Source organism: Cupriavidus sp. 21MJTG02-4 (genome assembly GCF_057798975.1).
This window is the reverse complement of record NZ_JBYOJP010000003.1, coordinates 174,697-199,589: the sequence shown is the minus strand read 5'-3', so window position 1 is coordinate 199,589 and position 24,893 is coordinate 174,697. Positions and strand designations below refer to the sequence as shown.

The window sequence follows — 24,893 nt, the reverse complement described above, 5'->3', positions numbered from 1 at the left end:
ACCCATTGATCAATTTGGAGACTAGAAAATGCGTTATGTATCGTTCCTGAACGATGGCAAGCCCTGCCTCGGCGTGCGCGATGGCAAGGACATCCGCGTCATCGGACCGGTTTCGCTGGAACAACTGCTGGCGCGCGGCGTTGACCTGAGCACATACGGCCGCGAGCATGCCACCAGCGAAACGCTAGACGCGGCGGGCATCGCCTACCTGCCGCCGCTGGCCCGCCCGCCGAAGATCCTCTGCATCGGCCTGAACTACGCGGACCACACCAAAGAGAGCCAGTACGAGCAGCCGGACTATCCGACCATCTTCCTGCGCGTGCAGACCAGCCTGATCGCCCATCAGGCGCCACTGGTTCGCCCGCGGGTGTCGGACTCGCTCGACTTTGAGGGCGAGATCGCCGTAGTCATGGCAAAGGGCGGGCGCCATATCGACAAGGAGGATGCCCTCTCGCACGTGGCGGGCTATGCGCTGTTCAACGATGGTTCGGTGCGTGAGTACCAGTTCAAGTCGCCGCAATGGACCGTGGGCAAGAACTTCGACGGCACCGGTGCCTTCGGGCCCGACCTGGTGACTGCCGACGAACTGCCGCCCGGCGCCAGGGGTTTGCTGCTGCAGACACGGCTGAACGGCGAGGTCGTGCAATCAGCCAGTACCGATGACATGGTGTTCGACGTCGCCACCCTGATCAGCGTGATCAGTGAAGCCATGACGCTGGAACCCGGCGATGTGATCGTTACCGGCACGCCTTCCGGCATTGGCTGGGCGCGCACGCCAAGGCTGATGATGCAGCCGGGGGATGTGTGCGAGGTGGCCGTGGAAGGCCTTGGCACGCTGCGCAATCCGGTGGTCGACGAAAGCGACGCCTGAACACAGGCAAGGTGCGAGCCCTCGGCGAATGCATGCGGTGGCTCGCCGCCAGGAGATCCTCATGACCCATTCCGCACTGCGGCCGGCGCGCGCGGCCGTCCACTCGATTGATCACTTCGCCCTTAACGTTCCATCGCTGGCTGAAGCGCAGGCCTTCTTTCATGCGTTTGGGCTGGGGGTGGACGCTGCCGGCCCAGATCGCGGCGAGCTTGCATTGCGTGCCGCCGACGGGCATCGCTGGGCGCGAATTTTGCCGGCGGCGCGCAAATCGCTGGCCTATCTGTGCTTCAACGCTTATGACGCCGACATGCCTTTGCTGCGAGATCAGGTCGCCCGCGCCGGGGCGAAGGAAGCCTGCGCGCCGGGCAACGGTGGGGACGATGGACTGTGGTTCCACGACCCGGATGGCAACCTGATCCTGGTTAGGGCGGGGCCCAAGACCTCGCCGGACCAGAAAGCGCGGAAGGAGCGCGCGGGAGCGGACGCCAATGCGCGCGGCGCATGCACGCGCGCCCATGTGCGCCGCGTAGTGCCCAATCGCTTGTCTCATGTCCTGCTGTTCACACCGGATGTGTTGCGCGCGGTCGACTTCTACGAGCGAGCGCTCGGCCTGCGCTTGTCAGATCGATCGCGCGACCTGATTGCGTTCACGCACGCCCCGCATGGTTGCGATCACCATTTGCTGGCATTTGCTAAAAGCAGTGCTCGTGGCTGGCATCATGCTTCGTGGGATGTCGACGATGTGGACGCGGTTGGCGAAGGCGCCGCGCAGATGGCGGCCGCCGGTTATGCCGGCGGGTGGGGGACGGGCAGGCACGTGCTTGGGTCCAACTATTTTCATTATGTCGAGGACCCGTGGGGTTCGTTTTGCGAGTACTCAGCCGGGATCGACTACATCGCTGTCGGGCAGGCGTGGCCAAGTGGGGATTTTGCTCCCGAAGACTCTCTTTTCCTGTGGGGGCCAGACGTTCCGGCGAATTTCACGCGAAATACGGAGGAATAGGGCGGCCGTTGTGAGAGGTGCTTCGAGGCTTGCCATGCATCCGAGAACGCTGCAGCCGGCTCGCGGAAGAGGGCACTAATTTCGAAACACTGAGGGGCGAGGTTCGCAAAGCCCTCGCGCTGCATTATCTTCGAAGCACCAAGCTGGCGGTCGGCCAGATTTCTCTGATGCTTGGTTTTCCTGCTCAATCAGCATTGTCGCGCGCCGCCGCCAGTGGTTTGCACTCACGCCATCGGATGTCCGCGGCTTCGAGCAACGCGATTTCAGTGCTTGCGACGGAGAGGCTAAGGGTTAGTGGCGTCGTATGGCGAGCAATGGAAAGCCGACGGCTAGTTCAGTCGTGAGCACGCGTTCGCAAAGCGGAGCGGTGCCAACGGGGGATCAATCCTTGCTGGGAAAGTCAGGCAAAACCGACGTAACGGGATCCAAGCCATCGGAACGGCTGCGACCTGGAGGAAAGCGGACGTGTGAATGTCCCAACAGCAGCGAGAGCGGGCGTCGCCTCGTGGCCGGTCTCGGTCGGCCGTCCACCTCCATGTCGCGGCCGTCCCTGAACGAGTAATACCGCACCGCCATTCCTTCGGCCGACGAGTAGAGCTTCATGTTTCAATCAACACGGAGGGCTTGTGGTGTCGCCGAATACATAGGCTGGCGGTCCGATTGAACCGTCGCTGCGGTCAAGGAGTACGCGTCGTACAGAGAGCCATCGACGAGTTCGCATCTTCAAAAGCCACGGTGCCAGTCGAGGCCTTTAACGATTACTGGGACATGCAGCATTTGCAAGCCGAAGGGATTGTTAGGGGCACACACCGACACGGATTTCGTCAAAAATTTTTCACCCCAGTTGGAGAAGTATCGGCCATGCCCCTCGCTTCGCAGTTTAGGCAAGAAAGATTGCACTTCTCCTACAGCCGAACGCATCGCAGCAGAGACGCTGCAGTGATCGTGCCGATTTATTGAGCAAGTCAGCCCCAGTCGCGACGTTTAGGTCTTGGGTCTCTGGCTCACCTCCGCCTTAGTACGCCGGCGCCCGCAATGGAGCACAAGGTGATTTCGGGACCTTGGGTTAGGTCGGTTGGCACCTTGCGCAGCGACACAAAAGCAACATTGTTCGTGAGCTTGAAATAATTATCCGCAAGCCCGGACAATTGTTTACTTAATCCTGTCACATTCCTGTCGCACTATCTCGTGGCCGCGTCGGTAGGCGGTTTCGGCTCACGTGCGAGCCGTGACGCCACCGCCAGGACCCTTCGTTTAAAAAGAAACGGGATTTGACAGTGAAAAAAACTCTCTTCGCAGTGGCAGTTGCAGCTTGCGCCATGTCCGGTGCCGCCCTTGCCCAATCATCGTCCAACGTGACGCTCTATGGCATCGCTGATGCAGGCATCAGTTTTCAAAGCCATGTTAACGGTGGCGCCAACGGAAGTGGCTCAGTCACCGGTGTGACATCGGGTGGCCTGTCCGGCTCGCGCTGGGGTCTGCGTGGGGTCGAGGACCTCGGCAATAACCTGAAGGGCATCTTCGTGCTGGAAAGCGGTTTTGATATCGACACCGGCAAGTCCGCCCAAGGCGGCCGTCTGTTTGGTCGCCAGGCCTATGTTGGCCTGCAGGGCGATTTCGGTGCCGTGACCCTGGGCCGTCAGCAAAACTCGCTGTATGACCTGTTCGGTGCCTATGACCCGATGGCGGTAGGCCCGATGTACTCGCTGAATTCCGTCGACAATCAGTTTAACGGCCGCGCCGACAACGCCATCAAGTACACCGGCAAGTTCGGCGGCCTGACCGCAACCGGCTTCTACAGCTTCGGGCGCGACGTGACCTCCGGCCTCGGCGGCGAAGTTCCGGGCCACTTCAAGGTCGGCACCAATTTTGGCGGTGGCCTCGCTTACGGGAACGGCCCGTTCTCGGTGGGCGTCGCCTATGACCAGTTCCAGGGCAGTACCCTGGCTTCGGCGGACCTGACTGCCAAGCGCGCTGCGATTGGCAGTTCGTATGCCTTCGGTGATGCCAAGGTGTTCGCTGGCTACCGCTGGATGCGCGACGAGGTCACGACTGGTACGGCCCGTCACGACAACCTGTACTGGCTTGGCGCGAACTACAAGTTCACTCCGGCTTTCACGCTGACCGGCGCAGCTTACTATACGGACGCCCGCACTGACAGCAAGGATTCGTGGATGTTTGTGCTGAACGCCGATTACGCCTTCTCCAAGCGCACCGACGCGTACCTGCTGCTCGGCTATGTGAGCAACAAGGGAAATGCCACCTTCGGCGTGACCGGTACCGCCAATACCTTGCCGGGCCAGAACCAGACTGGCGCGATGATGGGGGTGCGTCACCGCTTCTAATCGATCCTCCGGCACGCCGTTCGCGCGTGCCAACGACAGCTCATATCGACCTTGGCTTGTCACTGGGTTCAAGGACGTTGGCCGGCGGCAATGCCGGCCTTTTTTTCGCCTGTGGCTGTAATTGTCGTTGACGCGCCGGTGCCGTCTCCGAGTTGGAAGCGCTAGATCTGTTCAGTTGGAGCAACGTGCCGTATTGCAAGAATCCGCTTGGCTCCTGCCAGTAAGTTGCTTGCGCTCTTAAGGGACTCCGGGCGAGGCGGCGATGACCCCAAGAATATCGCTCGTTTCGCCGAAAGTCTTTCCACAGGGAATGAACGCGATGCCCACGAAACAAGAACGCGCGTCATCCGGGCGCTGCTCTGCAGCGACTCGACCTACATAACGCGAAGCGCAGCAGCATGATCTTGGAGCAACTCGAATTGAGTTCGTGTTCTATTTATCCAAGCTTTGATCCTTGTACTTTGCGAACACGCGAGCCTGAACGGCATTCATCACGGCAAGGATCTCGTCACTGGCGGGTCCACTCACAGTGACGCCGGTGGCATCCTTCGGCTTCGAGCCGGGAGGATCGAAGACAAAGACAGTATCGAATTTGCCCGTCGACTCCTTCTTCAGACGCCGGTTAAGTGCTTTCAGGTACCGCTTCTTATCGTTTTTTGACATAGGCTCTGAAGCTTTCTGCGTTCGCAAACCATAGTTGACTGCCTGATGTGGGAGCCTCGCGCCCGAGGCGAACAAAGCGATCACTCGATCGATGTTACCGAGCGGCTTTTTCGTCGGATTGCCTCCATGACTCTTTTCTCAGCAAGGACCAGCACATAGTCCAGACACTTCGCATCACTCACAAGTGCATCCCAGGCCTGCCAGAATTCTCGTTGAATCACGTCCTTGGGTACATTGCAAGTTCTCGCAATTCGTTCGATGGCATCGGTTCCAGAAGCAGGTCGTGCCGGACCGCTGCCGCCAGAGTTACGACCGGTCGAATCAAGCTTATCTGGTGAAAATGCCAAAACGTGACTCATACAATAAATCCGGCGGCAACAGCGGAGACTCCAGTGTAGACGGCTTCTGTTCAATGTCCTTTGCAATTCGTGCAGGCGAATCCGGACGTCTTCCCGGGCGCACACGGGATATACCGAAATCTGCATCGTGCCGATTTGCGTAGACGAGCTGGCAACGCCCACACTATCGGGGCGCCGATCTAACTCCATGCTGTGACGTGTGCCGGCCAGATTTTGTGGCTAACGTTCCGGGCCTGTCTGAGAACATCACGGTGATTTCGGTGATGGGGCGGTTTCTCGAACACTCGCGCATCTTCTATTTTCACGAGGGCGGCGCCGAGAAGGTGATGCTGTCTAGTGGCGAGTGGATGGAGCGCAGCCTGTCGCGGCGGATCGAGATCTGCTTTTCTATCCTCGACGGCAAGCTGAAGAACCGCGTTATCGCGGAAGGATTGACGCGCAGGACAGAGAGGGTGCGCAGCATCTGTTGCTGTCAGTATTAACGTGACCCACCGTGTGGTTTCCTGCACTATCCTCCTCGCATGCCCTGTCAATCCTTCGGATGCCAGCGGCATGCCAAGTGACAGAAATATGACTGTCACGATCGCAAGACAACCGCTGGCATGTGGGGCCGTAACTCTCCTCGTGTCGGATACAGGGAGCCCCCAGACGGGGGCAGTACCGCTTGGTCCGATGAAGATGTGTGGTGTCTGATGACGCCTCGCAGCGGGAGGAACTGCTGGCCTGAATTGCGCAGGGCAGAGAAGCAGCCGTCCAGAAGAAGGAAGAACAATCATGAGGCGCACGCAAGATTACCGGTTACGGTCCTTCCATATTGTGGTTCGGTTGGTGGCAATCCTGTTGCTGGGGGTTGGCGCCATTTCGCCTGCTCATGCGGGAGATATCACCGGGGCAGGATCCACTTTCGTCTATCCCCTAATGTCCAAGTGGGCGGCGACGTACTACGCAAGAACCGGTCAGCAGGTGAACTACCAGCCCACCGGATCCGGGAACGGGATTCGCCAGATCCGAACGGCAAGCGTGACGTTTGGTGCCACCGACATGCCACTCAGGCCAGAGGATTTGCGGGTGGCAGGTTTGGTGCAGTTTCCAATCGTCGTCGGCGGCGTTGTGCCGGTCATTAATCTGGATGGCGTCGGACCGGGGCAGTTGCGTATGACCGGTTCGCTGCTGACGGACATCTACCAGGGAAAGATCGCGAACTGGAATGACCCGGCCATTGCAGCGGTAAATCCGGGCATGACATTTCCCAATCAGAAGATCGTGGTCGTTCATCGGAGCGACAGTTCTGGCACCACGTTCAACTGGACGGACTATCTAGCGAAGGTCAGCCCGCAGTGGGGCGAAAGCGTTGGCGCGGGCACAACTGTGAAATGGCCCGTCGGTATAGGCGCAAACGGAAACGAAGGGGTAGCCACCTACATACGCAATGTGAAGGGATCCATTGGCTACGTTGAGTTGACTTACGCTTTGCAGGGTAAGTTGTCCTATGCCGCGGTCAGGAATCGAGACGGGGTATTCGTGCAACCAACAACTGAAAGCTTTAGTGCTGCAGTCACAGCGGCCGAGTGGAATCCAAGAGCCGATTTCTACCAGGTACTGACGAATGCCCCTGGCCCGCACGCATGGCCTATAGCCGGTGTCGTGTTTGTCCTGGTCTCCAAGGCGCGCGGCAACGTTGCTGAGACCAAAGACGCGATCACGTTTTTTCGTTGGGCGCTCTCGCAGGGGCAGGCAGATGCGGCGGCCGAGCATTATGTCGCACTCCCCGCGGGTCTCGTAAGGTATGTTGAGGAGTATTGGAAGGAGGCATTTCAATGACCGGGTGCCGCGCAAGCACTTCTGGCGCATGGAAGCTACTGGAACTAGTGTCGGGGGACCGTCCGACACGGTCTTTGCTTCGCTGAAGCGATTCCGGGCGAGCCGACTGGGGGCCGCAGGCCTATAGATACGATACGGCCACTCCAAAAAGGATCAGAATCGGCAGCATGCGGCCATAGATGAACGGCGGCCGCTACATCGTGCCGGCGTCACACGCAGAGCGGTCCCGTCGGATTCTTGTATCGCTCCGTATCAAGCTGGAGTCTGGCTACTTGCGCTGACAATCTGCGTCGCAAGACACTACAGGCCAGATACACCGGTCACCTTTAATGCAGCAGTGACGCGACAGGAGCAGCCAGCGGAAGTGCTTGCCAGACCTGCGCCGCCCTGACCTGCATAGGAGGCCATCATGCGCATCAACAGGCGTTTTTTATTGTCACGCGGTACCTTGGCCGCCACGCTTGCCGCCGTGGGCGGCTGGCGCGCGCTGGCCGGCGGCGCGGCGATTGCTGGCGAGGCCGGCAAGGCAGCGGGACGCTTCGAGGTCAACATGAGCGACGAGGCGTGGCGCCGGAAGCTGTCCCCGGCCCAGTACGCCGTGCTGCGCAACGAGGGCACGGAGCGACCCTTCAGCAGCCCGCTCAATGGCGAGCACCGCAACGGCATCTTTGCCTGTGCCGGCTGCGAGCTCGACTTGTTCTCCTCGAAGACGAAGTTCGACAGCGGGACCGGCTGGCCCAGCTTCTGGGCGCCGCTGGAGAACGCCGTGGGTACCACCGAGGACCGCACCTTCGGCATGCTGCGCACCGAGGTCCATTGCCGGCGCTGCGGCGGTCACCTGGGACATGTCTTCGACGATGGCCCGAAGCCGACCGGCCTGCGCTATTGCATGAACGGCGTCGCCATGACATTCCGGCCCGCCGCCTGACGACTTCCGTGAAGCCCTCCCTCTCGATACGTACAGAACCATGCTGCTCCTGATCCTTGCCTATCTCGGCGGTGCGCTCACCATCCTGAGCCCCTGCATCCTGCCCGTACTGCCGTTCGTATTCGCACGCGCGGACCAGCCCTTCGCGCGCAGCGGCCTGCCGCTGCTGGCCGGCATGGGCATCACCTTCGCGCTGGTGGCCACGCTGGCGGCCGTGGGCGGCGGCTGGGTGGCGCAGGCCAACCAGTATGGACGCTGGCTCGCCATTGCGCTGCTGGCCGTGTTCGGCCTGACGCTGCTGCTACCGCGGCTTGCCGAGCGGCTGATGCGTCCGCTGGTCAACGCAGGCAGCCGCCTGTCCAACTTCGCGCAGGCCGATGGCCGAGCAGCCAGCCCGGCCTCGTCGTTCCTGCTGGGCATCGCCACTGGGCTGCTCTGGGCACCCTGCGCGGGACCGATCCTGGGCCTCGTCCTGACCGGCGCGGCACTGCAAGGCGCCAACCTTGGTACCACGCTGCTGCTGCTGGCGTATGCCGCCGGCGCGGCGACGTCGCTGGCAGTGGCCCTGCTGATCGGCGGACGCGTGTTCGCGGCCATGAAGCGTTCGCTCGACGCTGGCGAATGGATACGCCGCGGCATCGGCGCCGCCATGCTCGTCGGCGTGGTGGCGATCGGGCTGGGTCTCGATACCGGCGTGCTGGCGCGTGTCTCGACGCTTGCCACGGGCGGACTGGAGCAGCACCTCGTCAACAGGCTGGCCGGCAACAAGGCCGCCGACAAGCAGGATGGCACGATGATGATGAGCGCGAATCCGAAAGCCGCGGTGCCGGACGACGTCAGCGGGGGCGCGATGATGATGCGTGCCGGGGGTGGGGCAGCGGCGCTGCCGGTCGAAGGCCTCTTCCCGGGACTCAATGGTGCCGTCGAATGGCTGAACTCCCCACCGCTGACCGCCGAGGGCCTGCGCGGCAAGGTCGTGCTGGTCGACTTCTGGACCTACTCCTGCATCAATTGCCTGCGCACGCTGCCCTACGTGAAGGCGTGGGCTGAGAAGTACAAGGAACAGGGCCTCGTCGTCATCGGCGTCCACGCCCCGGAATTCGCGTTCGAGCGCAATATCGACAATGTGAAGAAGGCCTCCCGCGACCTCGGCGTGACCTATCCCGTGGCGATCGACAACAACTTCGCCATCTGGCGCGCCTTCGGCAACCAGTACTGGCCCGCCCACTACTTCATTGACGCACAGGGCCGGATCCGCTTCCACCATTTCGGCGAGGGGGAATACGAACGGTCTGAAGCCGTCATCCGCCAACTGCTGGAAGAAGCCGGCCACGCCGACGTGGCAAGGATGGCGACGGCCATGCGGGCAACGTTGCACGACCATGCCGCCCGCGGAGTGGAGATGGCGGCGGACAACGGGGCTATGCGATCGCCGGAAACCTATGTCGGCTATGAACGCGCGGAGAACTTCGGCTCGCCTGGCGGTGCGGTGCCCGACCTGCCGAAGGACTACACGGTGCCCGCGCAGCCGGGCCTGAACCAATGGGGCCTGGCCGGCAACTGGCGCATCGGCGCGGAGCACGCCACGCTTGATCGCCCGAACGGACGCATCGTCTACCGCTTCCACGCGCGCGACCTGCATCTCGTACTCGGCCCGAGCCAGGACGGCAAGCCGGTCAGGTTCCGCGTGACGATCGACGGCGCCGCGCCGGGCGCGTCGCACGGCACCGACACCGCGCCGGATGGAACCGGCGAGGTCACGGCCCAGCGTCTGTACCAACTGGTGCGGCAGGACGGCGCGATCAGGGACCGTACCTTTGCCATCGAATTCCTCGATCCTGGCGTCGAGGCCTATGCCTTCACATTCGGCTAAGCACTCGGCCAACCATTAGAACCCAAGGAGATTCACATGAACGCGATCTCAACACTGCAGCGCCTGACGCGCTCTACAACGCTCAGACTGATTGGTGTCTCCATGCTGGCTGCGGCTGCCGGATTCTGGGGGCGGCCCGCATTGTCCGCGGAGGATGCGGTACGCATTCCCGCGCCCTCGCAGGACGAGAAGCCCGGCGATGCCCACATCCAGACGGCCGTGTTTGCGGGCGGCTGCTTTTGGGGTGTGCAGGGCGTATTCGAGCACGTGCGTGGCGTGACGCGCGTGACATCAGGCTATGCCGGCGGCGCGGCCAGCACGGCGCAGTACGAGAAAGTCGGCTCGGGCACGACGGGCCACGCGGAATCCGTCGAGATCCGCTACGACCCGGCGCAAGTCAGCTACGGCAAGCTGCTGCAGGTCTTCTTCTCGGTGGCACACAACCCGACCCAGCTCAACTACCAGGGGCCCGATCACGGCACCCAATACCGCTCCGCGATCTTTCCGGTCACGCCGGCGCAGCGCGCGATTGCCGAGGCCTATATCGGCCAGCTTGGGGCAGCCAAGTCGTTCCGCGCACCGATCGTGACGCGCGTGGAGGACTACAAGGGGTTTTACCCGGCCGAAGCCTATCACCAGGCCTTCCTGACGAAGAATCCGCACCACCCATACATCGTGATCAACGACCTGCCCAAGATCGGCAACCTGAAGCAGATCTTTCCCGATCTCTATCGCAACGATCCCGTGTTGCTGAGCAGGTCCGGGGCCTGAGACTGGGGTACGGGGCGCCCGCTGGCCGGGGAGCATTGATAGCTGAGTCCGACCCTCCACTGGCCGGTCTCCGACTTCGATTCTAGCCCGACTACACCACTACAGCTTTGCAATTTGGCCGTGGCAGGCGTGGTTTTGATGATGAGGACTCATATTCAGTAATTTTGAATAACTATGACAGCGATACGCCACTTTCTCCGGGGTGGCGGTCGCTATAGTTCTGCACGTGGCAGTGCTGCTCGCGAAGGAACTGCCAGATCAAAACTTCAAACTGACTGAATTAATTCACCGGAGACCACCCATGTCGAACGCCAAGCTGCAAGTCCTGACCCCGCGCAACAGCCAGCTCATCATCATCGACCACCAGCCGCAAATGGCCTTCGGTGTGCAGTCGATGGACCGCCAGACCATGAAGAACAACGTCGTGGGTCTGGCCAAGGCCGCGAAGATCTTCGACGTGCCGACCACCATCACCACCGTGGAAAGCGAATCGTTCTCCGGCTATACCTACCCTGAACTGCTCGACGTGTTTCCCGGCAAGCAGACGCTGGAACGCACCTCGATGAATTCATGGGATGACCAGAAGGTGCGCGACGCGCTGGCCGCCAACGGCCGCAAGAAGATCGTCGTCGCCGGCCTGTGGACCGAAGTCTGCAACACGACCTTCGCACTGAGCGCGATGCTGGAAGGTGACTACGAGATCTACATGGTGGCCGATGCCTCGGGTGGCACGAGCAAGGAAGCCCATGACTACGCCATGCAGCGCATGATCCAGGCCGGCGTGGTACCTGTGACCTGGCAGCAGGTCATGCTCGAATGGCAGCGCGACTGGAAGAACCGCGACACGTACGACGCCGTGACCGGCCTGGCCAAGGAACATTCAGGCGCCTACGGCATGGGCATCGACTACGCCTACACGATGGTGCACAAAGCCGCCCAGCGCACGCAGACGCCGCACCAATCGATCGCTCCGGTGCATGCGCCGGTGACTGAGTACTGATATCCACGGTCGGTGGCGCGGCATTGAGAGCCGGGCCACCATGAATGAGCGCAGGCGAAGGGCGGCAACCGCTATGGCACGCAATCACAAACTCGGTCGTAAGCTGGAAATGGCCGCCGTCGCGTTCGCGACGGGATTTTCATCTCACGGGCACACCTCGTCGTCCCTCGGGGTACTGGCTGGAACGCTGGCGGTTTGTGCCCTGGTCGCACGCAGCGCGTTCAACAAGCGCTCGCCGAGGTTGGGCCTGGTGTTGCTGCCCCAGACATGACGCAACGTCGCGGTGCGCGTTCAAAAGAGAAACCATCATGACCAAGCAGTTTCCGACCTTCGTCGATCTGTTCGCCCAACTTGGGTTACCTACCGACGAAGCCGCCATCGGCGAGTTCATTGCCGCACACTCACCTTTACCGCGCAGCATCGAGTTATGCGAGGCGCCATTCTGGACACCATCTCAGGCGGCATTGCTGCGAGACGAATTCATCGATGACGCTGACTGGGTACCCGTCATTGACCAACTGAATCTGGCGCTGCGAGGTATTGCCTGATCTTTCGACGTCTCGAATGCACGTGGCGCAAGGCGTGGTTGAAAAAATCCGCGGTGGCAAGCGGTGGTGCCACTGCTACTTCCAGCGGGTAGCCAATATCGCAGACGCCTTCTGCACGCGGTCTCACACGCCACTGAGGTGCTGGCAATGTTCGCGAAACCAGCGGTCCAGACCCTGTTGCGCGCCGGACCAGGTCGGCATCTCGCCGACTGCGCCGGGCGCCAGGCCAAGGCTTTCCCATGCCGACTGCAGGAGTTGATCGACAGGCTTCCAGAAGCGCCCACCCAGATTCTGCGGCTCTAGAACAACGTCGTAGGCCGCAATCCATGCGCAAAGAGCCCGCCGGTCTTGCTCCGAGGGCAACTCGGTCGACTGCAGCGCCCGTGGCCGGGGCCTGCCGATAGCGGCCGCCTCCAGCCATGCGGCCAAGGTACAACCCAGCGGCTGCTCGGCCAGTACGGCCGACAGCGCGACGCCCCGGCGCAGGTCCGCGAGCAGGTACAGGCATGCGCGCGGCGGCGTCTGCCCGCGAAAGAGCGTGCAGTGTAGAGCCCAAGTATGGGCGGAGGGCGAAGGAGGCATCTGCAAGGACATGGGCGATAACTGGAGGGCCGCTTCCTATCGCAAGCAAAGTTCGCGCCGGCAGAGATGTCAAGTGCCACTCTGGAAGCGTCGCCGGGTCCGCATGGGTTCGGTTGCCGAGCCAATGCAGGGCACGCCTCGTGCACCGGGGTAGCGAGGGCGGCCCTTGCCCAGCACTGTGTTGCGAGGCCCGGTGCGGTCGGCTGTTCTCGACCCTCAACGGACCTTCGTTCAGCACGTAGCCGGAAGTCGGGTAACAAAGAAAAGAACAGCAGCCATTCCCGGCGACCACTCATGGACAAGTCGTCAGCAAAGATCGCCGTTTACGACGCTGTATACGGGTTCGTCATTCTCGTGCTGCTTCTAGGTGCAGAGCGCAATACACTCTGCGCATTGATAGTGATAAGCCATGAAACCTCCTTGCTAGTTAATGTTTGACGTGATGGGCCGCCACAGCGGCGAAGCCGCAAGGGGAACCCACAAGCGCAGCTTGCGGGCGAACCCTCTCGACGGAGTTGTTAGGCAAAACCAGCGTCAGACTTACTTTTCCCCACCGCCAGCGGGTGCATTGCTGCGCCCTCCACCGGATGGTTTCCCTGTTCCACTGGGCCATCCACCGCCATTCCCTTGGCCACGGCCACCTCCAGATGATCCGCCACCTTTGCCGCCACCGCCTTGGGAGCCACCACTAAGGCCACCGCCATTACCGCCACCTTTGCTCATTTTCTATCTCCTTGCCGGATCACTAAGGGTTACATCACTCTCCGGCTTAGTGATGCATTTTGAATTTCATGCCTACCTGGAACACGCCCCTGGAATTCGGGGCGTTTCAGCTACGTAAGGTTCTTGCATAAGCGTCGATTTCTCTGATAATCCACTGAGTCTTCAGAGGTAGCGTTGTATGGGGCGTCAGAGTTTTGGGGTCTCGCACGTGCTGTGGGGTGTAGCCCATCAATCCTGCATAGTTTGCTGCGCCCTGGCCCAAGCCTTCGTAAAAGCGATCGAACAACTCAACCTCATTTCGCTCGGAAAGCAGTCGATACTGAGATTTGCAGAACGCACAGACTTGAATGTAAAAAGAGATGAAAAGTGGCCCTGCGGCGTACTTTGCCTGTTCAAGCGCAGACTTGAAGTGCGTGAGAGCCAGCAGGCTGTCACGGGTAAACATCGCATCCCGAGCGCGTGCCCATTCGGTGAGCCAACCGGGGGCGTTCTCTAACGTTACATGCCAAGCCGCTTCAGTGAACCGCCTATATTCATTCTTGTAGACTAGCTCAGCGCTGCCCGGAATGTCTGCAGCGAGGTTGAGTGACCCAGGTAAGCTCCTGATCCCGTCGAGCAGAGCTCGATAGCGGTAGGGCGCGTGTTGAGCGACAGATTCATCGGTAATGGTGTAGCCGTTGATTTGCAGATCTATCAAGTCGCTGCTGGGGATTGAGTGGCTGTGCTCTACCGGGTCGTTCGTCAAGCGGCCTCGCGCCGGGGGCGCGAATGGCCCGTAAGCTGCCACATGGACATTAAGGTTGTGCGCGATCATTGCCGCAAACGCGTGAATCGCGAAAGCGTTTTCGCTGACAGCCTTCGGCAGGCGGTAGGTAAGCGGTTGAAGGGTTGGATAAAAGGTTTCCCACTTCATCCTGTGGTGCTTACGTAGTCGATCAATCACTTGTTTGGACCGAGTGTTGACATGCTGGGCGGTGAAGTCACGGGTCCATGCTTTCTCTTTGAGCGGCTCCTTTTGCTGAAACTCGTGGTACTGATGAAGTTTATGTAGTGAAATACCGGTGACCCGGCAAGCACCATCCGCGAACCCTTTCAAGGGCCACGGCTCATTCAGATCCGCATCTGGCCAGGCGTCGTCTGGTAATAGTTCGCGGGTTAGTGTCTTCGACAGCGCGCGAAGATCTTGACTGAGAAAACACTGAAAGCTGTGCGTCTGGCTCTGCGCATTGCAGGCGTACTCTCTAACGAACTCCCGATAGTGACCAAGCGCTGATATGTAAAATCTTACCGCCAGTTCGGAAACGCCCCAGAGGGCGTAACGCTCGGTGATTAGAGCCTCGATGTATTGGTTTAACTCACTATATTCATCGACGGATTCAAAGTCGGTTTTTGAAAGGTGGTTTACGTAGGCTTGGATCGTTCTGCTTTTTTTGACCTTCTGCGTGTCCTGGGGGGCAAAATGGGTAGTCACCGCGATCAGGTCGTCGAGAGATCCGTACCCGCCATCCTCTTTCTTAATTGCCTCGAAAGCCTGCCGCAACGCGGTGCGTCGATCTTTCTCCGTGGCGGAGACGTGGAAAGTAACATCTTCGCTATCGCTGTTCCACAGTCCTAGGCAGTCGCACACGACCTTGTGCAAGTAGCCTAGCGTCGGCAGTTGATTAGTTGTTGGCCGCATATTTCTTCCTTAAGAAAAGCTGTCGCCATCCTACCGAGGTGACTGCTTCTTTACTAAGTATCAAAATCGCGATTGCGGCAAACACCGTTGCCGCTCACAGCCGAACGGCAGGTAACCGGCCACATTGCCGCCCCCATTGTGGCCGGAGGCCCATGGTCATTTGGCCGACGTGCTTCCGTAGCCCGACTGTCTGGTTTGAGAGCGGAACTGCCTCTCGGGTGGCTGCTTTGGAGAACCGGCGACAGGCAGGTTGTGGCCGACAACGGTCCTCCCTGGCTCACGCCGATCCTCGCGCTGGATCACCTGGGCCCGATCACATTCCACCTCCCCCTTGCGTTCCGACCGATACTGTATAAATATACAGTTATCGTAAAAACACCATTCGCCACCTCGGCGAGACTCAAACTCCACATGATCGCACCCGCAGCCCCCGCCGCGGAGGCTCCCGCTTTCCCGTCGCCTGCCCGGCATCCTCCGCCAAGCCGGGAGGATGCCGTGGCCGCGCTCGAGCATCGCTACCCCAGCCTATGGCGTGCCGGCCAGCTTGGCCGCGCCGGCAGCCAGCCGGTGTGGCCGGCCGGCTATGCCACGCTGGCGGCGGAACTGCCCGGCGGCGGCTGGCCCGTGGGCGGGGTGACGGAGTTGCTGACCACGCAGGGCGGAGCGGGCGAACTGCGCCTGCTCCTGCCGGCGCTGCGGGCGTTGGCGGCGGCGGGGCGGCGCATCGGGCTGGTGGGGCCGCCTTACCTGCCCAATGCAATGGGATTGGCCGCGGCGGGTTTGCCGGCCCGCCAGCTCTACTGGGTGCGCGCCGCCGCCAGCGCCGGCAAGCAGGCGCAGCAGGCCGACGTCCTGTGGGCAGCCGAACAGATGCTGCGCAGCCAGGCGTTCGGCGCGGTGCTGGTGTGGCTGCCGGCCGCGCGGCCCGAGGCGATGCGCCGCCTGCAAGTGCTGGCACAGGCCGGCGACGCCGCCGTGTGGGCCATGCGCCCGGCCGCGGCACTGCGCGAGTCGTCGCCGGCCGTGCTGCGCTTGCTGCTGTCGCCGTTGCCGGGCAACGAACTGTCCATCGTTTTCCACAAGCGGCGCGGCCCGGTGCGCGAAGCACCGCTGCGCTTGCGGCTGGATGGCCTGGAGGGCGCTCGCCGCGGCGGCCATGCCGCGCCGGCTCCGGCTGTTTCACCTGTTGTTGCGGGAGGTTCCGCCCATGTCGTACTGGATCGCGGTGCATCTGCCGCGCCTGTCGCTGGACGCGCTGCAGCCGAGCTGGCCTGAGCCGGCCACGGCGCCTTCCTCCGCGCCTTCGTCACCCCTCGGCACGCTGCACCATGCCGTGCCGGTGGTGGTGATGGAGCGCGAGCGCGTGATGCTCGCCAACGCCCCGGCCATGGCGCTGGGCGTGGCGTTCGGCATGCGGCGCGGCGGCGTGCAGGCGCTCTCGGCCGACGTGGTGCAACTGGAGCGCGACCCGGCCGCCGAAGCCGGGCTGCTGCACGCGGCGGCGCTGGCGCTGCTGCATTTCACGCCCCTCGTCACGTTCGATGAAGACCCGGAAGCGGCCACGCTGATGCTCGACGTCACCGCCAGCCTGCGCCTGTTCGGCGGCCACCGCGCGCTGTGCCGGGCGGTGCGCGCGTGCGTGCGGCAACTCGGCACGTTCGCGCAGGTGGGCAGCGGGGCCACGGCCCACGGCGCGGCATGGCTCGCGCGCCAACCCATGCGCCGCACCCGCCGCGGCATCGTGCGGCCGGCGCGACGGGCAGTGCAGCCCGCGCGCACGGGACGCCTGCTGGATCGCCTGCCGGTCGAGGCGCTGCGCCTGCTGGCCGATCCGGCCTGGCTCGACGGCATCGGGTGCCGCACGCTGGGCGAGGTGCGGCGCTTGCCGCGCGCCGGCTTGTCACGCCGGCTGGGCCCGACACTGCTGGCCCGGCTGGACCAGGCCTATGGCGAGGCGGCAGCCAGCTTCACCTGGTTCGCCGCGCCGCCCGCGTTCGCGCAGCGCATGGATCTGCCGGGCCGCATCGAATCGGCCGAAGGCGTGCTGGCCGGCGCGCAGCGCCTGCTGCTGGCGCTGGCCGGCTGGCTGGCGGTGCAGCAGGCCGGTGTGACGCGCTGCGTGCTGGTGCTCGAACATGAGCGCTACCGGCTCGGCGCCGATACCGTGGGCACGCCCGTGATGGTGGGCCTGGCCCAGCCCAGCCGCGATCCGGCGCACCTGTCGCGCCTGCTGCGCGAAAAGCTCGACAAGCTGAATTTCCATGCCCCGGTGACAGGCTTGGCGCTGCGCGTGGAAGCCATGGCCGAATACCTGCCGCAAAGCGACGCGCTGTTCCCCGAGCCCGGCGGCACGCCGGCCGAACTCGGCCGCGTGCTCGACACGCTGGTGGCCCGCCTGGGCCGCGACAACGTGCTGCAGCCGCAGCCGCTGGCCGACCACCGGCCCGAGTGCGCCAACCGCTGGCGCCCGCTCGATGAGGCCGCCGGCAAGCCGGCGGACGCGCCGCTGCCGCCATTGCCCGAGCGCCCGCTGTGGCTGTTGCCGCAACCGCAGCCGCTGCCGGTGCGCAACCACCGCCCGAACCACGGCGGGCCGCTGAGCATGCTGACCCGGCCGGAGCGCATCGAAGCCGGCTGGTGGGACGGCGGCCTGGCCACGCGCGACTACTTCATCGCCGAGCGCGCCGACGGCCTGCGCTGCTGGGTCTATCGCGAGCGCCCCGGCCATCCGGGACGCGACGGGCAGGAGGATGGCGGCGAGTACCGCTGGTTCCTGCATGGGCTGTTCGCATGAGCGTGCCCGAGCTGTCCGCATGGCTGCCCACGCTGCCCGACTACGTCGAGCTGCACTGCATCTCCAATTTCACGTTCCTGAACGGTGCGTCGCATCCGGTCGAACTGATCGAGCGCGCCTTCCAGCTCGGCTACCGCGGCATCGCGCTGACCGACGAATGCTCGGTGGCCGGTACCGCGCGTGCGCATGACGCCATCAAGACACTGCGCAAGCAACTGCACGAGGCAGTCGAACGTTGCGAGGCCGCCGGCGACGCGCAGGACGACGGCGAACTCAACGCGCTGAAGGAACACGCCGCAGCCGCCAGTGCCTTCCAGTTGCTGATCGGCAGCCGCTTCAGCCTGACCGCGCCAGCGGGCGCGGACGAACGGCCGCCGCTACGGCTGATCCTGATTGCGCAGCATCGCGAAGGCTTCGGCAACCTGTGCGAGCTGATCACGCTGGGCCGCATGCGCGCGCAGAAGGGCAGCTACCGGCTGCATCCGGAAGACCTCTCGGCACCCGATAAAGACCTGCTCCACCTGCGCGGCATGCCGGGCTGCATGGCCGTGCTGCTGCCGGACTACTGCCCCGATCCGGCGCACTTGCTGGCGCAGGCGCAATGGTGCCGCGAGGTCTTCGGCGAGCACGCATGGCTCGCGCTGGAGCAACTGCAAGGCCATGCCGATGCGCTGCATCGCAGCCGGGTCGAGGCGGCTTCCGCACAGTCCGGCGTGCCGCTGGTGGCATCGGGCGCGGTGACCATGCACGTGCGTTCGCGCAAGCCGCTGTCCGATGTGCTGACCGCGATCCGGCTGGGCAAGCCGCTGCCCGAATGCGGCATGGCGCTCGCGCCCAATGCGGAGCAGCATCTGCGCATGCGGCAGGTGCTGTCGCGCCTGTATCCGCGCGAGGCGCTGGCGCAGACGCTGAAGCTTGCCGCGCTGTGCGATTTCTCGCTCGATTCGCTGCGCTATGAGTACCCCCAGGAACTGGTGCCCGAAGGCGAGACGCCAATCAGCTACCTGCGCAAGGAAGTGGAGGCCGGCAAGCGCGTGCGCTTCCCCAACGGGCTGAAGCCGGAGTGGGAGGAACAGCTCGAAAACGAACTGAAGTTGATCGAGGAAATGAAATATGAGCATTTCTTCCTCACCGTGCATGACATCGTGCGCGAGGCGCGCAGGCTGGGCATCCTGTGCCAGGGCCGCGGCTCCGCGGCGAATTCACTGGTCTGCTACTGCCTTTACATCACCGAGGTCAGCCCCGAGCAGGCCAACCTGCTGTTCGGCCGCTTTCTTTCGCGCGAACGTGACGAGCCGCCCGATATCGACGTCGACTTCGAGCACCAGCGGCGCGAAGAGATCATCCAGTACATCTACGGCAAGTACGGCCGCGACCGCACCGCGCTGGCCGCGTCGCTGATCACCTACCGCTCGCGCAGCGCGCTGCGCGACGTCGGGCGCGCGCTGGGCATCGATGCCAGCGTGGTCGAGCAGGTGGTCAAGGGCCAGGCGTGGTGGGAAAGCGGGCAGGGCTTCCTGGACCGCATCGGCCGCTACGGGCTGGACCGCGAATCGCCGGCGGTGCAGCAGTGGGCGAGCCTGACGACGCAACTGCATGGCTTTCCGCGCCACCTGTCGCAGCACGTGGGCGGCTTCGTGATGGCGCGCGACAAGCTGTCGCGGCTGGTGCCGATCGAGAACGCGGCCATGGCCGAGCGCAGCGTGATCCAGTGGGACAAGGACGACCTGGAGTCGCTCGGCCTGCTCAAGGTGGACGTACTTGCGCTGGGCATGCTGTCGGCCATCCGGCGCGGGCTGGCCATGATTCCGAATCCGGACGAAAACCTGGCCCGCGCCGGCGTGCCGGCGCGGATGGAAGATATCCCGAAGGAAGACGAGGAGACCTACGAGATGATCTGCCATGCCGACACCGTTGGCGTGTTCCAGATCGAATCGCGCGCCCAGCAGTCGATGCTGCCGCGCCTGCAGCCGCGCACCTATTACGACCTGGTGGTGGAAGTGGCCATCGTGCGGCCGGGGCCGATCCAGGGCGGCATGGTCCATCCGTACCTGAAGCGGCGTGAAGCGTTCCGCCTCATGAAGAAGCCGCCGGCCTACTATGACGACGTGATCGAGAAGGTGCTGGGCCGCACGCTGGGCATTCCGATCTTCCAGGAACAGGTGATGCAGCTAGCCATCGACGGGGCCGGTTTCACGCCGGGGGAGGCCGACCAGCTGCGCCGCTCGATGGCCGCCTGGCGCCGCCGGGGCGACCTGGGCCGGCATCAGGAGGCGCTGATCAAAGGCCTGACCGGGCACGGCTACCCGATGTCCTTTGCGCTGGGCATCTGCAAGCAGATCGAGGGGTTTGGCGAATACGGCTTTCCGGAAAGCCATGCGGCCAGTTTCGCCAAGCTGGTCTATATCAGCGCGTGGCTCAAGTGCCACCACCCGTCGGCATTCCTGTGCGCGCTGCTGAACAGCCAGCCAATGGGCTTCTATTCGCCGTCGCAACTGGTGCAGGATGCCGCGCGTCATGGCGTGGTGGCATTGCCGGTCGATGTCACGGTCAGCAACTGGGACAGCGCGCTGGAACCCGCGCCCGGCCAGACCGGCGCCGGCAAGCCGCCCGTACGCCTGGGCATGAACCGCGTCAAGGGCATGCGCGAGGACGCCGCGCTGCGCATCGAGGCCGCGCGTGCGCAACGCCGGTTCGACAGCGTCGAAGACCTGGCCCTGCGTGCCCGGCTGGACCGGCACGATATCGATGTACTCGCTGCCTCCGACGCGCTGGCGGCACTGGCCGGCAACCGGCGCCAGGCCCGCTGGCAGGCCAGCGCCGCGGCGCTGCAGGTGGCGCATCGGGACCTGCTCCATGAAGCGCCGCTGATCGAGCAGCAGTTGTCGCTGCCGGCGCCCCGGCTCGGTGAAGAGGTGGCCGCCGACTACGCCACCACGGGGCTGTCGCTCAAGTCGCATCCGCTTGCGCTGCTGCGCGCGAAGCTCGATGCCATGGACTACGCCACGGCGGAGCAGCTTTCCCATTGCCGCAATGGCCGGCGCGTGCGCGCCTGCGGCATCGTCACCGTGCGGCAGCGGCCCGCCACGGCCAGCGGCACCATCTTTGCCACCATCGAGGATGAAACCGGCACCGTCAACCTGATCTACTGGCCCGACCTGATCGAGCGGCAGCGCAGGGAGGTGCTCGGCGCGACGCTGCTGGGCGTGGTCGGTATCTGGCAGCGGCAGGGCGAGGTGCGCCATCTCGTGGCGCAGGAACTGATCGACCTGAGTCCGATGCTGGGGCGGTTGATGGTGGGGAGCCGCGATTTTCACTGAGCCACAGGACCGATGCGCCAGGTGACTGATTGACCCGGAGCGGTCATCCCCTTCGTTCTGCCGAACCGTTGGTGCGGGGGTTTCCCCTCGGATGTCCCGACGCATCAAGCGTTGGTCCCGAAATATCAAATGGCCAGCCGCATCTTCGCCAATACTCGTGATCCGTGAAGCAACTCCCGTTGTGAAAGCCTCCGTAGCAAACACCATTGACCGCCATGAAAGCCATTTACCTCGAGCCACCTGGAGGGCTTGACCGCCTGGTCCTGGGAACAGTCGCAGCGCAACCGCCCGGCCCTGGTGAAGTCACAGTGCGTATTCACGCCAGCTCGCTGAACTATCACGACTTCGGCGTCGTCAGCCGCGGAGTCGGGGAAGTGCGGCGCATTCCGATGTCGGATGGCGCGGGGATCATCACGGAAGTGGGCGCAGGCGTGAAGGAATTCTCGGTCGGCGACCACGTGGTCAGCACGTTCTTCCCGACATGGCTCGATGGTGAACCTGCCCTGTCCGACTTTGCCACCGTTCCCGGTGATGGGATCGACGGCTTTGCTCGAGACATCGTGACGTTCCCCGCAACGGCTTTCACGCACGCGCCGGATGGCTATAGCCACGCCGAGGCGGCGACGCTGACCACTGCCGGGCTGACCGCCTGGCGGGCGCTGTTCGTTGACGGCGCTCTGAAGCCCGGAGAGACGGTGCTGGTTTTGGGCACGGGTGGCGTGTCCATATTCGCGCTGCAGTTTGCCAAGACGGCAGGGGCCCGCGTGATTGCGACCTCAGGCTCTAACGACAAGCTTGAGCGCCTGCGCAGTCTCGGTGCGGACCATGTGATCAACTACCGTGACGACCCCAGGTGGGGCGATACAGTCCGGGCGCTGACCGGCGGCGCCGGCGTGGATCACGTCATTGAAGTGGGTGGCGCGGCGACGCTGGAACAGTCGGTTGCTGCGGTACGTACCGGTGGGCACGTGGCCATCATCGGCGTCCTGTCGGGTGCGGATTCGCCGTTCAACGTCAGGATGATCCTGCGCAAGCAGTTGCGGATCACGGGCCTGCTTGTCGGCAGCCGGCGCCATCAGCTTGACATGGTGCGGGCGCTGAATGCCACGGGCATCCGGCCTGTCATCGACCGCCAGTTTCCGCTGCATGAGATCGCCGATGCGTTTCGCTACCAGGCGGGACAGCGGCATTTCGGCAAGATCGTATTGGACATCTGAGCGCTCGCGGGGTGTGGCTATCCAACCCCGCGGCTTACCTTATTCTTAGTTCTTCGCCAGTTCGCTCTTCTGACGTCTCTATCCTGATGGAGAGTTTTGTAAGCCGCTCTTATTGCGGGGAAATGCCCAGCGCCCGAAGGAGCGGGGGTATGACTGCAAGTTCGGCCCGGAACTCTGCGTCAAATGCTGCCGGCGTATTGCCCACGGCTTCGAAACCGATGGATGTCAGGTAGCTCTCCATTGCCGGATCGCGGACACATGCCTGGACCTCGCTCGCCATGCGATCCAGTGTGGCGCGTTCCATCCTGGCAGGACCCGCAATGCCAGCCCAGGTGGCATTGGTAAAGATGAAGTCGCCGAAGCCGGCGTCCGAAAAGGTTGGCACGTTGGGCAGCGACTTCGCCCGGTGCTTACCTACTACCGCAAGAGGCTTGAGCTTTCTCTCGGCAATCATCGGAGCCGCTACATGCGGGGACAGCAATGTCATATCGACCTGGTTGGCGAGCACGTCCTGCAGGGCAAGCGGCGATCCGCGATACGGGATCTCGGTCAGCTTCACGCCAGCTTTGCGGGCAAACGTTTCCATCACCTGGACCGGCATGGTGCCGGGGCCCCATGATCCATAGGTGGCCTTGGTCCTTCCGGACTTGAGATCCGCGATCAGTTCGGCAAGCGAGTTCGCCTTGAAGGCTGGGTTGGCAACCAACACAACGGGGCTTGCGCCAATCTTGCTGATCAACGCAAAGGCGGTGGCCGGATCGTATGGCAGCGACTTCATGACCGCGGGTGCTGTCACCAGAGGCGAGTTGGTCGTGACCAGGAAGCTGTGGCCATCGGTGGAGCGCGCCACGTCGGAGGCCGCCAGCACGCCAACTGCGCCGGCCTTGTTCTCCACAACCACGGCAACGCCGAGCCGGCGAGACAGCAATTCCGCAAGCTTGCGCGAAATGGCGTCGATCGGCGCTCCAGCCGGCGCCGCGCAGACCAGCCGCACCGGGCGCGATGGAAAGGTGTTGCGAGCCCAGGCGGTATTTGTACCTGCGGCAACTGTGTACGCGCCAACGCTGACGCTGGCAAGGAACTGACGACGTGTAGTCATGCTGGATCTCATCGGAAAATTGTCGAAGGCGCAGGGCGGCTGCGCCTTGAAATGGGCGCGATGCCAGGTCTGCTTCAAAAGGCGTGAGTCATGCCAACAGAGAGCGTGATCGGATTGATGCCGGTGCGCGGCACGGTGCTGCCCTCGATCGTCGGCAAGCTGTTGCCATTGAAGGGGACTGTCGAGATACCGTAGTTGCGGATGAAACCGGCGCGTCCATACAGGCTGGTGCGCGTGGACAGCAGGTAGTCATATCCAAACATGCCGCCGAAGCCGGCATCCTTTGCGGGTTGTCCGAGGCGGTCGCGCACGCCAGAGGTGTCACGGTAGAGCAACGATGCCCGCAACACATGCCGGCCGAATGGGACGATGCCACCAATCGTATAGTTGCGCGCAATGCCGTCCCCGGCAAGACGGGGAGCATTTTGCGTATAGCCGCCCATTACCACCCAGGTGCTGGAATCGTATAGCGCACCAGCGCTATACAGGTCGTTGCGGACCGACGTGGGCACCTGTCCGGGTGCCAGCATGACCGGCGTACTCCAGACACGGTTATAGGTCCCGAAAAGCGCTACCGGTCCGCGTGCCCATGTCAACATGGCGCCGTCATTGCTGGTACGCGGAGCCGATGCGGCGTTGCTGAACGCATGCAGCAGCTTGACGTTGAAGCCTGCAATACGTGGCGAATTCCATGAGACTGCATTGGCTACCCGGGGCGCCACTTGAGTGGCGCCCGGGCCAAGGTCGGCATTGAAGCTGGTGCCTGTGGGCGTCTGCACGACGGCATAGCCGAGCGAGGTGTAGATCGAATTGGTGCCAACCTGCCCGAACGGGTCCAGGAAGATGGGGTAGCCCACGTTGTCCTGATTGCCGAGCCGCAACTGTCCAAGCGTGGTGGAGGCCAGCCCCACCCACGCCTGCCGGTTGAACAGCACACCGGACGCGCCGGGTGCGCCGGTGTCGGCGTTGAACCCATTCTCGAGGCTGAATTCCGCAGCCAGCCCGCCTCCGAGGTCTTCCTTGCCCATCAAGCCGAACCGGGACGTCGACTTGCCACCACTTTGCAGTTGGACGACGGATTTTCCACCGGCGTTCTGGTAGTTGAGCGCCGCGTCAACGACACCGTAGAGGGTTACGCCTGGGCGCGGTACTGCTCCTGCGTACTCGGGCTGCTCAGCCACGATGGGCGAGATATAGGAGGCATGCGCGAGCACAGAGAAGGAGAACGGTACCCCGGCCGCACCAAGCGTGCGGAATACACTTTTGGGATTCATGTGGAAGCTTCGTCGGGAGATAGT

Annotated in this window: 21 protein-coding genes and 1 pseudogene; 15 read left to right on the top strand and 7 right to left on the bottom strand. The window is 63.1% G+C overall.

What is annotated here, in order from left to right:
- The first annotated feature begins 28 nt into the window (after positions 1–28).
- From AC3FKH_RS07255 to AC3FKH_RS07245, 3 genes are all read left to right on the top strand, one after another.
- Positions 29–871 (top strand): fumarylacetoacetate hydrolase family protein, encoded by an 843-nt coding sequence (locus AC3FKH_RS07255; RefSeq protein WP_488674200.1) that lies wholly within the window; start codon positions 29–31, stop codon positions 869–871.
- Positions 872–932: 61 nt separating this feature from the next.
- Positions 933–1,874: a VOC family protein gene (locus AC3FKH_RS07250; protein ID WP_488674198.1), complete on the top strand. Its 942-nt coding sequence runs from the start codon at positions 933–935 to the stop codon at positions 1,872–1,874.
- Positions 1,875–3,151: 1,277 nt separating this feature from the next.
- The gene (locus AC3FKH_RS07245) at positions 3,152–4,219 is read left to right on the top strand and encodes a porin (RefSeq protein ID WP_488674857.1); all 1,068 of its coding nucleotides are present in this window, start codon (positions 3,152–3,154) and stop codon (positions 4,217–4,219) included.
- Positions 4,220–4,651: 432 nt separating this feature from the next.
- Here AC3FKH_RS07245 and AC3FKH_RS07240 read toward each other — a convergent pair whose 3' ends face one another.
- Together AC3FKH_RS07240 and AC3FKH_RS07235 are read right to left on the bottom strand one after the other, a co-directional pair.
- Positions 4,652–4,882, bottom strand: a complete 231-nt coding sequence (locus AC3FKH_RS07240) for a hypothetical protein (RefSeq protein WP_488674197.1) — start codon at positions 4,880–4,882, stop codon at positions 4,652–4,654.
- Positions 4,883–4,962: 80 nt separating this feature from the next.
- Positions 4,963–5,241: a DUF3562 domain-containing protein gene (locus tag AC3FKH_RS07235; protein WP_488674196.1), complete on the bottom strand. Its 279-nt coding sequence runs from the start codon at positions 5,239–5,241 to the stop codon at positions 4,963–4,965.
- A gap of 224 nt (positions 5,242–5,465) precedes the next feature.
- Here AC3FKH_RS07235 and AC3FKH_RS07230 point away from each other — a divergent pair.
- The 8 genes and pseudogenes from AC3FKH_RS07230 to AC3FKH_RS07195 form a co-directional block, all read left to right on the top strand.
- A pseudogene (locus AC3FKH_RS07230) lies at positions 5,466–5,678 on the top strand (polyphosphate kinase 1); the annotation flags it as partial.
- A 337-nt stretch (positions 5,679–6,015) separates the two neighbouring features.
- Positions 6,016–7,062, top strand: coding sequence for a phosphate ABC transporter substrate-binding protein PstS (gene pstS / locus AC3FKH_RS07225; protein WP_488674195.1), 1,047 nt, complete (start codon positions 6,016–6,018; stop codon positions 7,060–7,062).
- Between the two features lie 409 nt (positions 7,063–7,471).
- A complete protein-coding gene (gene msrB / locus AC3FKH_RS07220; protein ID WP_488674194.1) occupies positions 7,472–7,990 on the top strand; it encodes a peptide-methionine (R)-S-oxide reductase MsrB in 519 nt (172 codons plus the stop codon).
- Positions 7,991–8,030: 40 nt separating this feature from the next.
- Positions 8,031–9,863, top strand: coding sequence for a cytochrome c biogenesis protein DipZ (locus AC3FKH_RS07215; protein ID WP_488674192.1), 1,833 nt, complete (start codon positions 8,031–8,033; stop codon positions 9,861–9,863).
- Positions 9,864–9,899: 36 nt separating this feature from the next.
- Positions 9,900–10,634, top strand: coding sequence for a peptide-methionine (S)-S-oxide reductase MsrA (gene msrA / locus AC3FKH_RS07210; RefSeq protein WP_488674190.1), 735 nt, complete (start codon positions 9,900–9,902; stop codon positions 10,632–10,634).
- A gap of 301 nt (positions 10,635–10,935) precedes the next feature.
- Positions 10,936–11,634 (top strand): hydrolase, encoded by a 699-nt coding sequence (locus tag AC3FKH_RS07205; protein ID WP_488674188.1) that lies wholly within the window; start codon positions 10,936–10,938, stop codon positions 11,632–11,634.
- A gap of 73 nt (positions 11,635–11,707) precedes the next feature.
- Entirely contained in the window at positions 11,708–11,905 is a 198-nt protein-coding gene (locus AC3FKH_RS07200; protein ID WP_488674186.1) for a hypothetical protein, read from the top strand.
- Positions 11,906–11,942: 37 nt separating this feature from the next.
- Positions 11,943–12,182, top strand: coding sequence for a DUF2789 domain-containing protein (locus tag AC3FKH_RS07195; RefSeq protein WP_488674184.1), 240 nt, complete (start codon positions 11,943–11,945; stop codon positions 12,180–12,182).
- A 123-nt stretch (positions 12,183–12,305) separates the two neighbouring features.
- On the opposite strand, the gene AC3FKH_RS07190 is transcribed toward AC3FKH_RS07195, so the two are convergent.
- From AC3FKH_RS07190 to AC3FKH_RS07180, 3 genes are all read right to left on the bottom strand, one after another.
- Complete coding sequence (locus AC3FKH_RS07190) at positions 12,306–12,776, bottom strand: hypothetical protein (RefSeq protein ID WP_488674182.1); 471 nt, start codon at positions 12,774–12,776, stop codon at positions 12,306–12,308.
- A 506-nt stretch (positions 12,777–13,282) separates the two neighbouring features.
- Positions 13,283–13,468 (bottom strand): hypothetical protein, encoded by a 186-nt coding sequence (locus AC3FKH_RS07185; protein WP_488674180.1) that lies wholly within the window; start codon positions 13,466–13,468, stop codon positions 13,283–13,285.
- Positions 13,469–13,593: 125 nt separating this feature from the next.
- Positions 13,594–15,165, bottom strand: a complete 1,572-nt coding sequence (locus AC3FKH_RS07180) for a hypothetical protein (protein ID WP_488674178.1) — start codon at positions 15,163–15,165, stop codon at positions 13,594–13,596.
- 411 nt (positions 15,166–15,576) lie between these two features.
- On the opposite strand from AC3FKH_RS07180, the gene imuA reads away from it, so the two are divergent.
- From imuA to AC3FKH_RS07160, 4 genes are all read left to right on the top strand, one after another.
- Entirely contained in the window at positions 15,577–16,440 is an 864-nt protein-coding gene (imuA, locus tag AC3FKH_RS07175; RefSeq protein WP_488674176.1) for a translesion DNA synthesis-associated protein ImuA, read from the top strand.
- A complete protein-coding gene (locus AC3FKH_RS07170) occupies positions 16,373–17,959 on the top strand; it encodes a Y-family DNA polymerase (RefSeq protein WP_488674174.1) in 1,587 nt (528 codons plus the stop codon). Before imuA ends, AC3FKH_RS07170 begins: the two co-directional genes overlap by 68 nt.
- On the top strand, positions 17,956–21,279 hold the full coding sequence (locus tag AC3FKH_RS07165) for an error-prone DNA polymerase (RefSeq protein ID WP_488674172.1): 3,324 nt from the start codon (positions 17,956–17,958) through the stop codon (positions 21,277–21,279). The genes AC3FKH_RS07170 and AC3FKH_RS07165 overlap by 4 nt, the downstream gene beginning before the upstream one ends.
- A 215-nt stretch (positions 21,280–21,494) precedes the next feature.
- Positions 21,495–22,496 carry a zinc-dependent alcohol dehydrogenase family protein gene (locus AC3FKH_RS07160; protein WP_488674855.1) on the top strand — a complete coding sequence of 334 codons (1,002 nt, stop codon included), beginning with the start codon at positions 21,495–21,497 and terminating at the stop codon, positions 22,494–22,496.
- A 109-nt stretch (positions 22,497–22,605) separates the two neighbouring features.
- Here the strand turns inward: AC3FKH_RS07160 and AC3FKH_RS07155 are convergent, their stop codons facing one another.
- Together AC3FKH_RS07155 and AC3FKH_RS07150 are read right to left on the bottom strand one after the other, a co-directional pair.
- Entirely contained in the window at positions 22,606–23,673 is a 1,068-nt protein-coding gene (locus AC3FKH_RS07155; RefSeq protein WP_488674170.1) for a Bug family tripartite tricarboxylate transporter substrate binding protein, read from the bottom strand.
- Positions 23,670–24,869: a porin gene (locus AC3FKH_RS07150; RefSeq protein WP_488674168.1), complete on the bottom strand. Its 1,200-nt coding sequence runs from the start codon at positions 24,867–24,869 to the stop codon at positions 23,670–23,672. Before AC3FKH_RS07150 ends, AC3FKH_RS07155 begins: the two co-directional genes overlap by 4 nt.
- Between the last annotated feature and the right edge of the window lie 24 nt (positions 24,870–24,893).

Bases quoted from the DNA above. Each gene is read 5' to 3' on its own strand.
- AC3FKH_RS07185 (WP_488674180.1), bottom strand. From the start codon at position 13,468: ATGGCGGTGGCCTTAGTGGTGGCTCCCAAGGCGGTGGCGGCAAAGGTG.
- AC3FKH_RS07215 (WP_488674192.1), top strand. From the start codon at position 8,031: ATGCTGCTCCTGATCCTTGCCTATCTCGGCGGTGCGCTCACCATCCTG.
- AC3FKH_RS07235 (WP_488674196.1), bottom strand. From the start codon at position 5,241: ATGAGTCACGTTTTGGCATTTTCACCAGATAAGCTTGATTCGACCGGT.
- AC3FKH_RS07160 (WP_488674855.1), top strand. From the start codon at position 21,495: ATGAAAGCCATTTACCTCGAGCCACCTGGAGGGCTTGACCGCCTGGTC.
- imuA (WP_488674176.1), top strand. From the start codon at position 15,577: ATGATCGCACCCGCAGCCCCCGCCGCGGAGGCTCCCGCTTTCCCGTCG.
- msrA (WP_488674190.1), top strand. From the start codon at position 9,900: ATGAACGCGATCTCAACACTGCAGCGCCTGACGCGCTCTACAACGCTC.
- AC3FKH_RS07200 (WP_488674186.1), top strand. From the start codon at position 11,708: ATGGCACGCAATCACAAACTCGGTCGTAAGCTGGAAATGGCCGCCGTC.
- AC3FKH_RS07165 (WP_488674172.1), top strand. From the start codon at position 17,956: ATGAGCGTGCCCGAGCTGTCCGCATGGCTGCCCACGCTGCCCGACTAC.
- AC3FKH_RS07250 (WP_488674198.1), top strand. From the start codon at position 933: ATGACCCATTCCGCACTGCGGCCGGCGCGCGCGGCCGTCCACTCGATT.
- pstS (WP_488674195.1), top strand. From the start codon at position 6,016: ATGAGGCGCACGCAAGATTACCGGTTACGGTCCTTCCATATTGTGGTT.
- msrB (WP_488674194.1), top strand. From the start codon at position 7,472: ATGCGCATCAACAGGCGTTTTTTATTGTCACGCGGTACCTTGGCCGCC.
- AC3FKH_RS07205 (WP_488674188.1), top strand. From the start codon at position 10,936: ATGTCGAACGCCAAGCTGCAAGTCCTGACCCCGCGCAACAGCCAGCTC.
- AC3FKH_RS07195 (WP_488674184.1), top strand. From the start codon at position 11,943: ATGACCAAGCAGTTTCCGACCTTCGTCGATCTGTTCGCCCAACTTGGG.
- AC3FKH_RS07150 (WP_488674168.1), bottom strand. From the start codon at position 24,869: ATGAATCCCAAAAGTGTATTCCGCACGCTTGGTGCGGCCGGGGTACCG.
- AC3FKH_RS07180 (WP_488674178.1), bottom strand. From the start codon at position 15,165: ATGCGGCCAACAACTAATCAACTGCCGACGCTAGGCTACTTGCACAAG.
- AC3FKH_RS07170 (WP_488674174.1), top strand. From the start codon at position 16,373: ATGTCGTACTGGATCGCGGTGCATCTGCCGCGCCTGTCGCTGGACGCG.
- AC3FKH_RS07240 (WP_488674197.1), bottom strand. From the start codon at position 4,882: ATGTCAAAAAACGATAAGAAGCGGTACCTGAAAGCACTTAACCGGCGT.
- AC3FKH_RS07255 (WP_488674200.1), top strand. From the start codon at position 29: ATGCGTTATGTATCGTTCCTGAACGATGGCAAGCCCTGCCTCGGCGTG.
- AC3FKH_RS07190 (WP_488674182.1), bottom strand. From the start codon at position 12,776: ATGTCCTTGCAGATGCCTCCTTCGCCCTCCGCCCATACTTGGGCTCTA.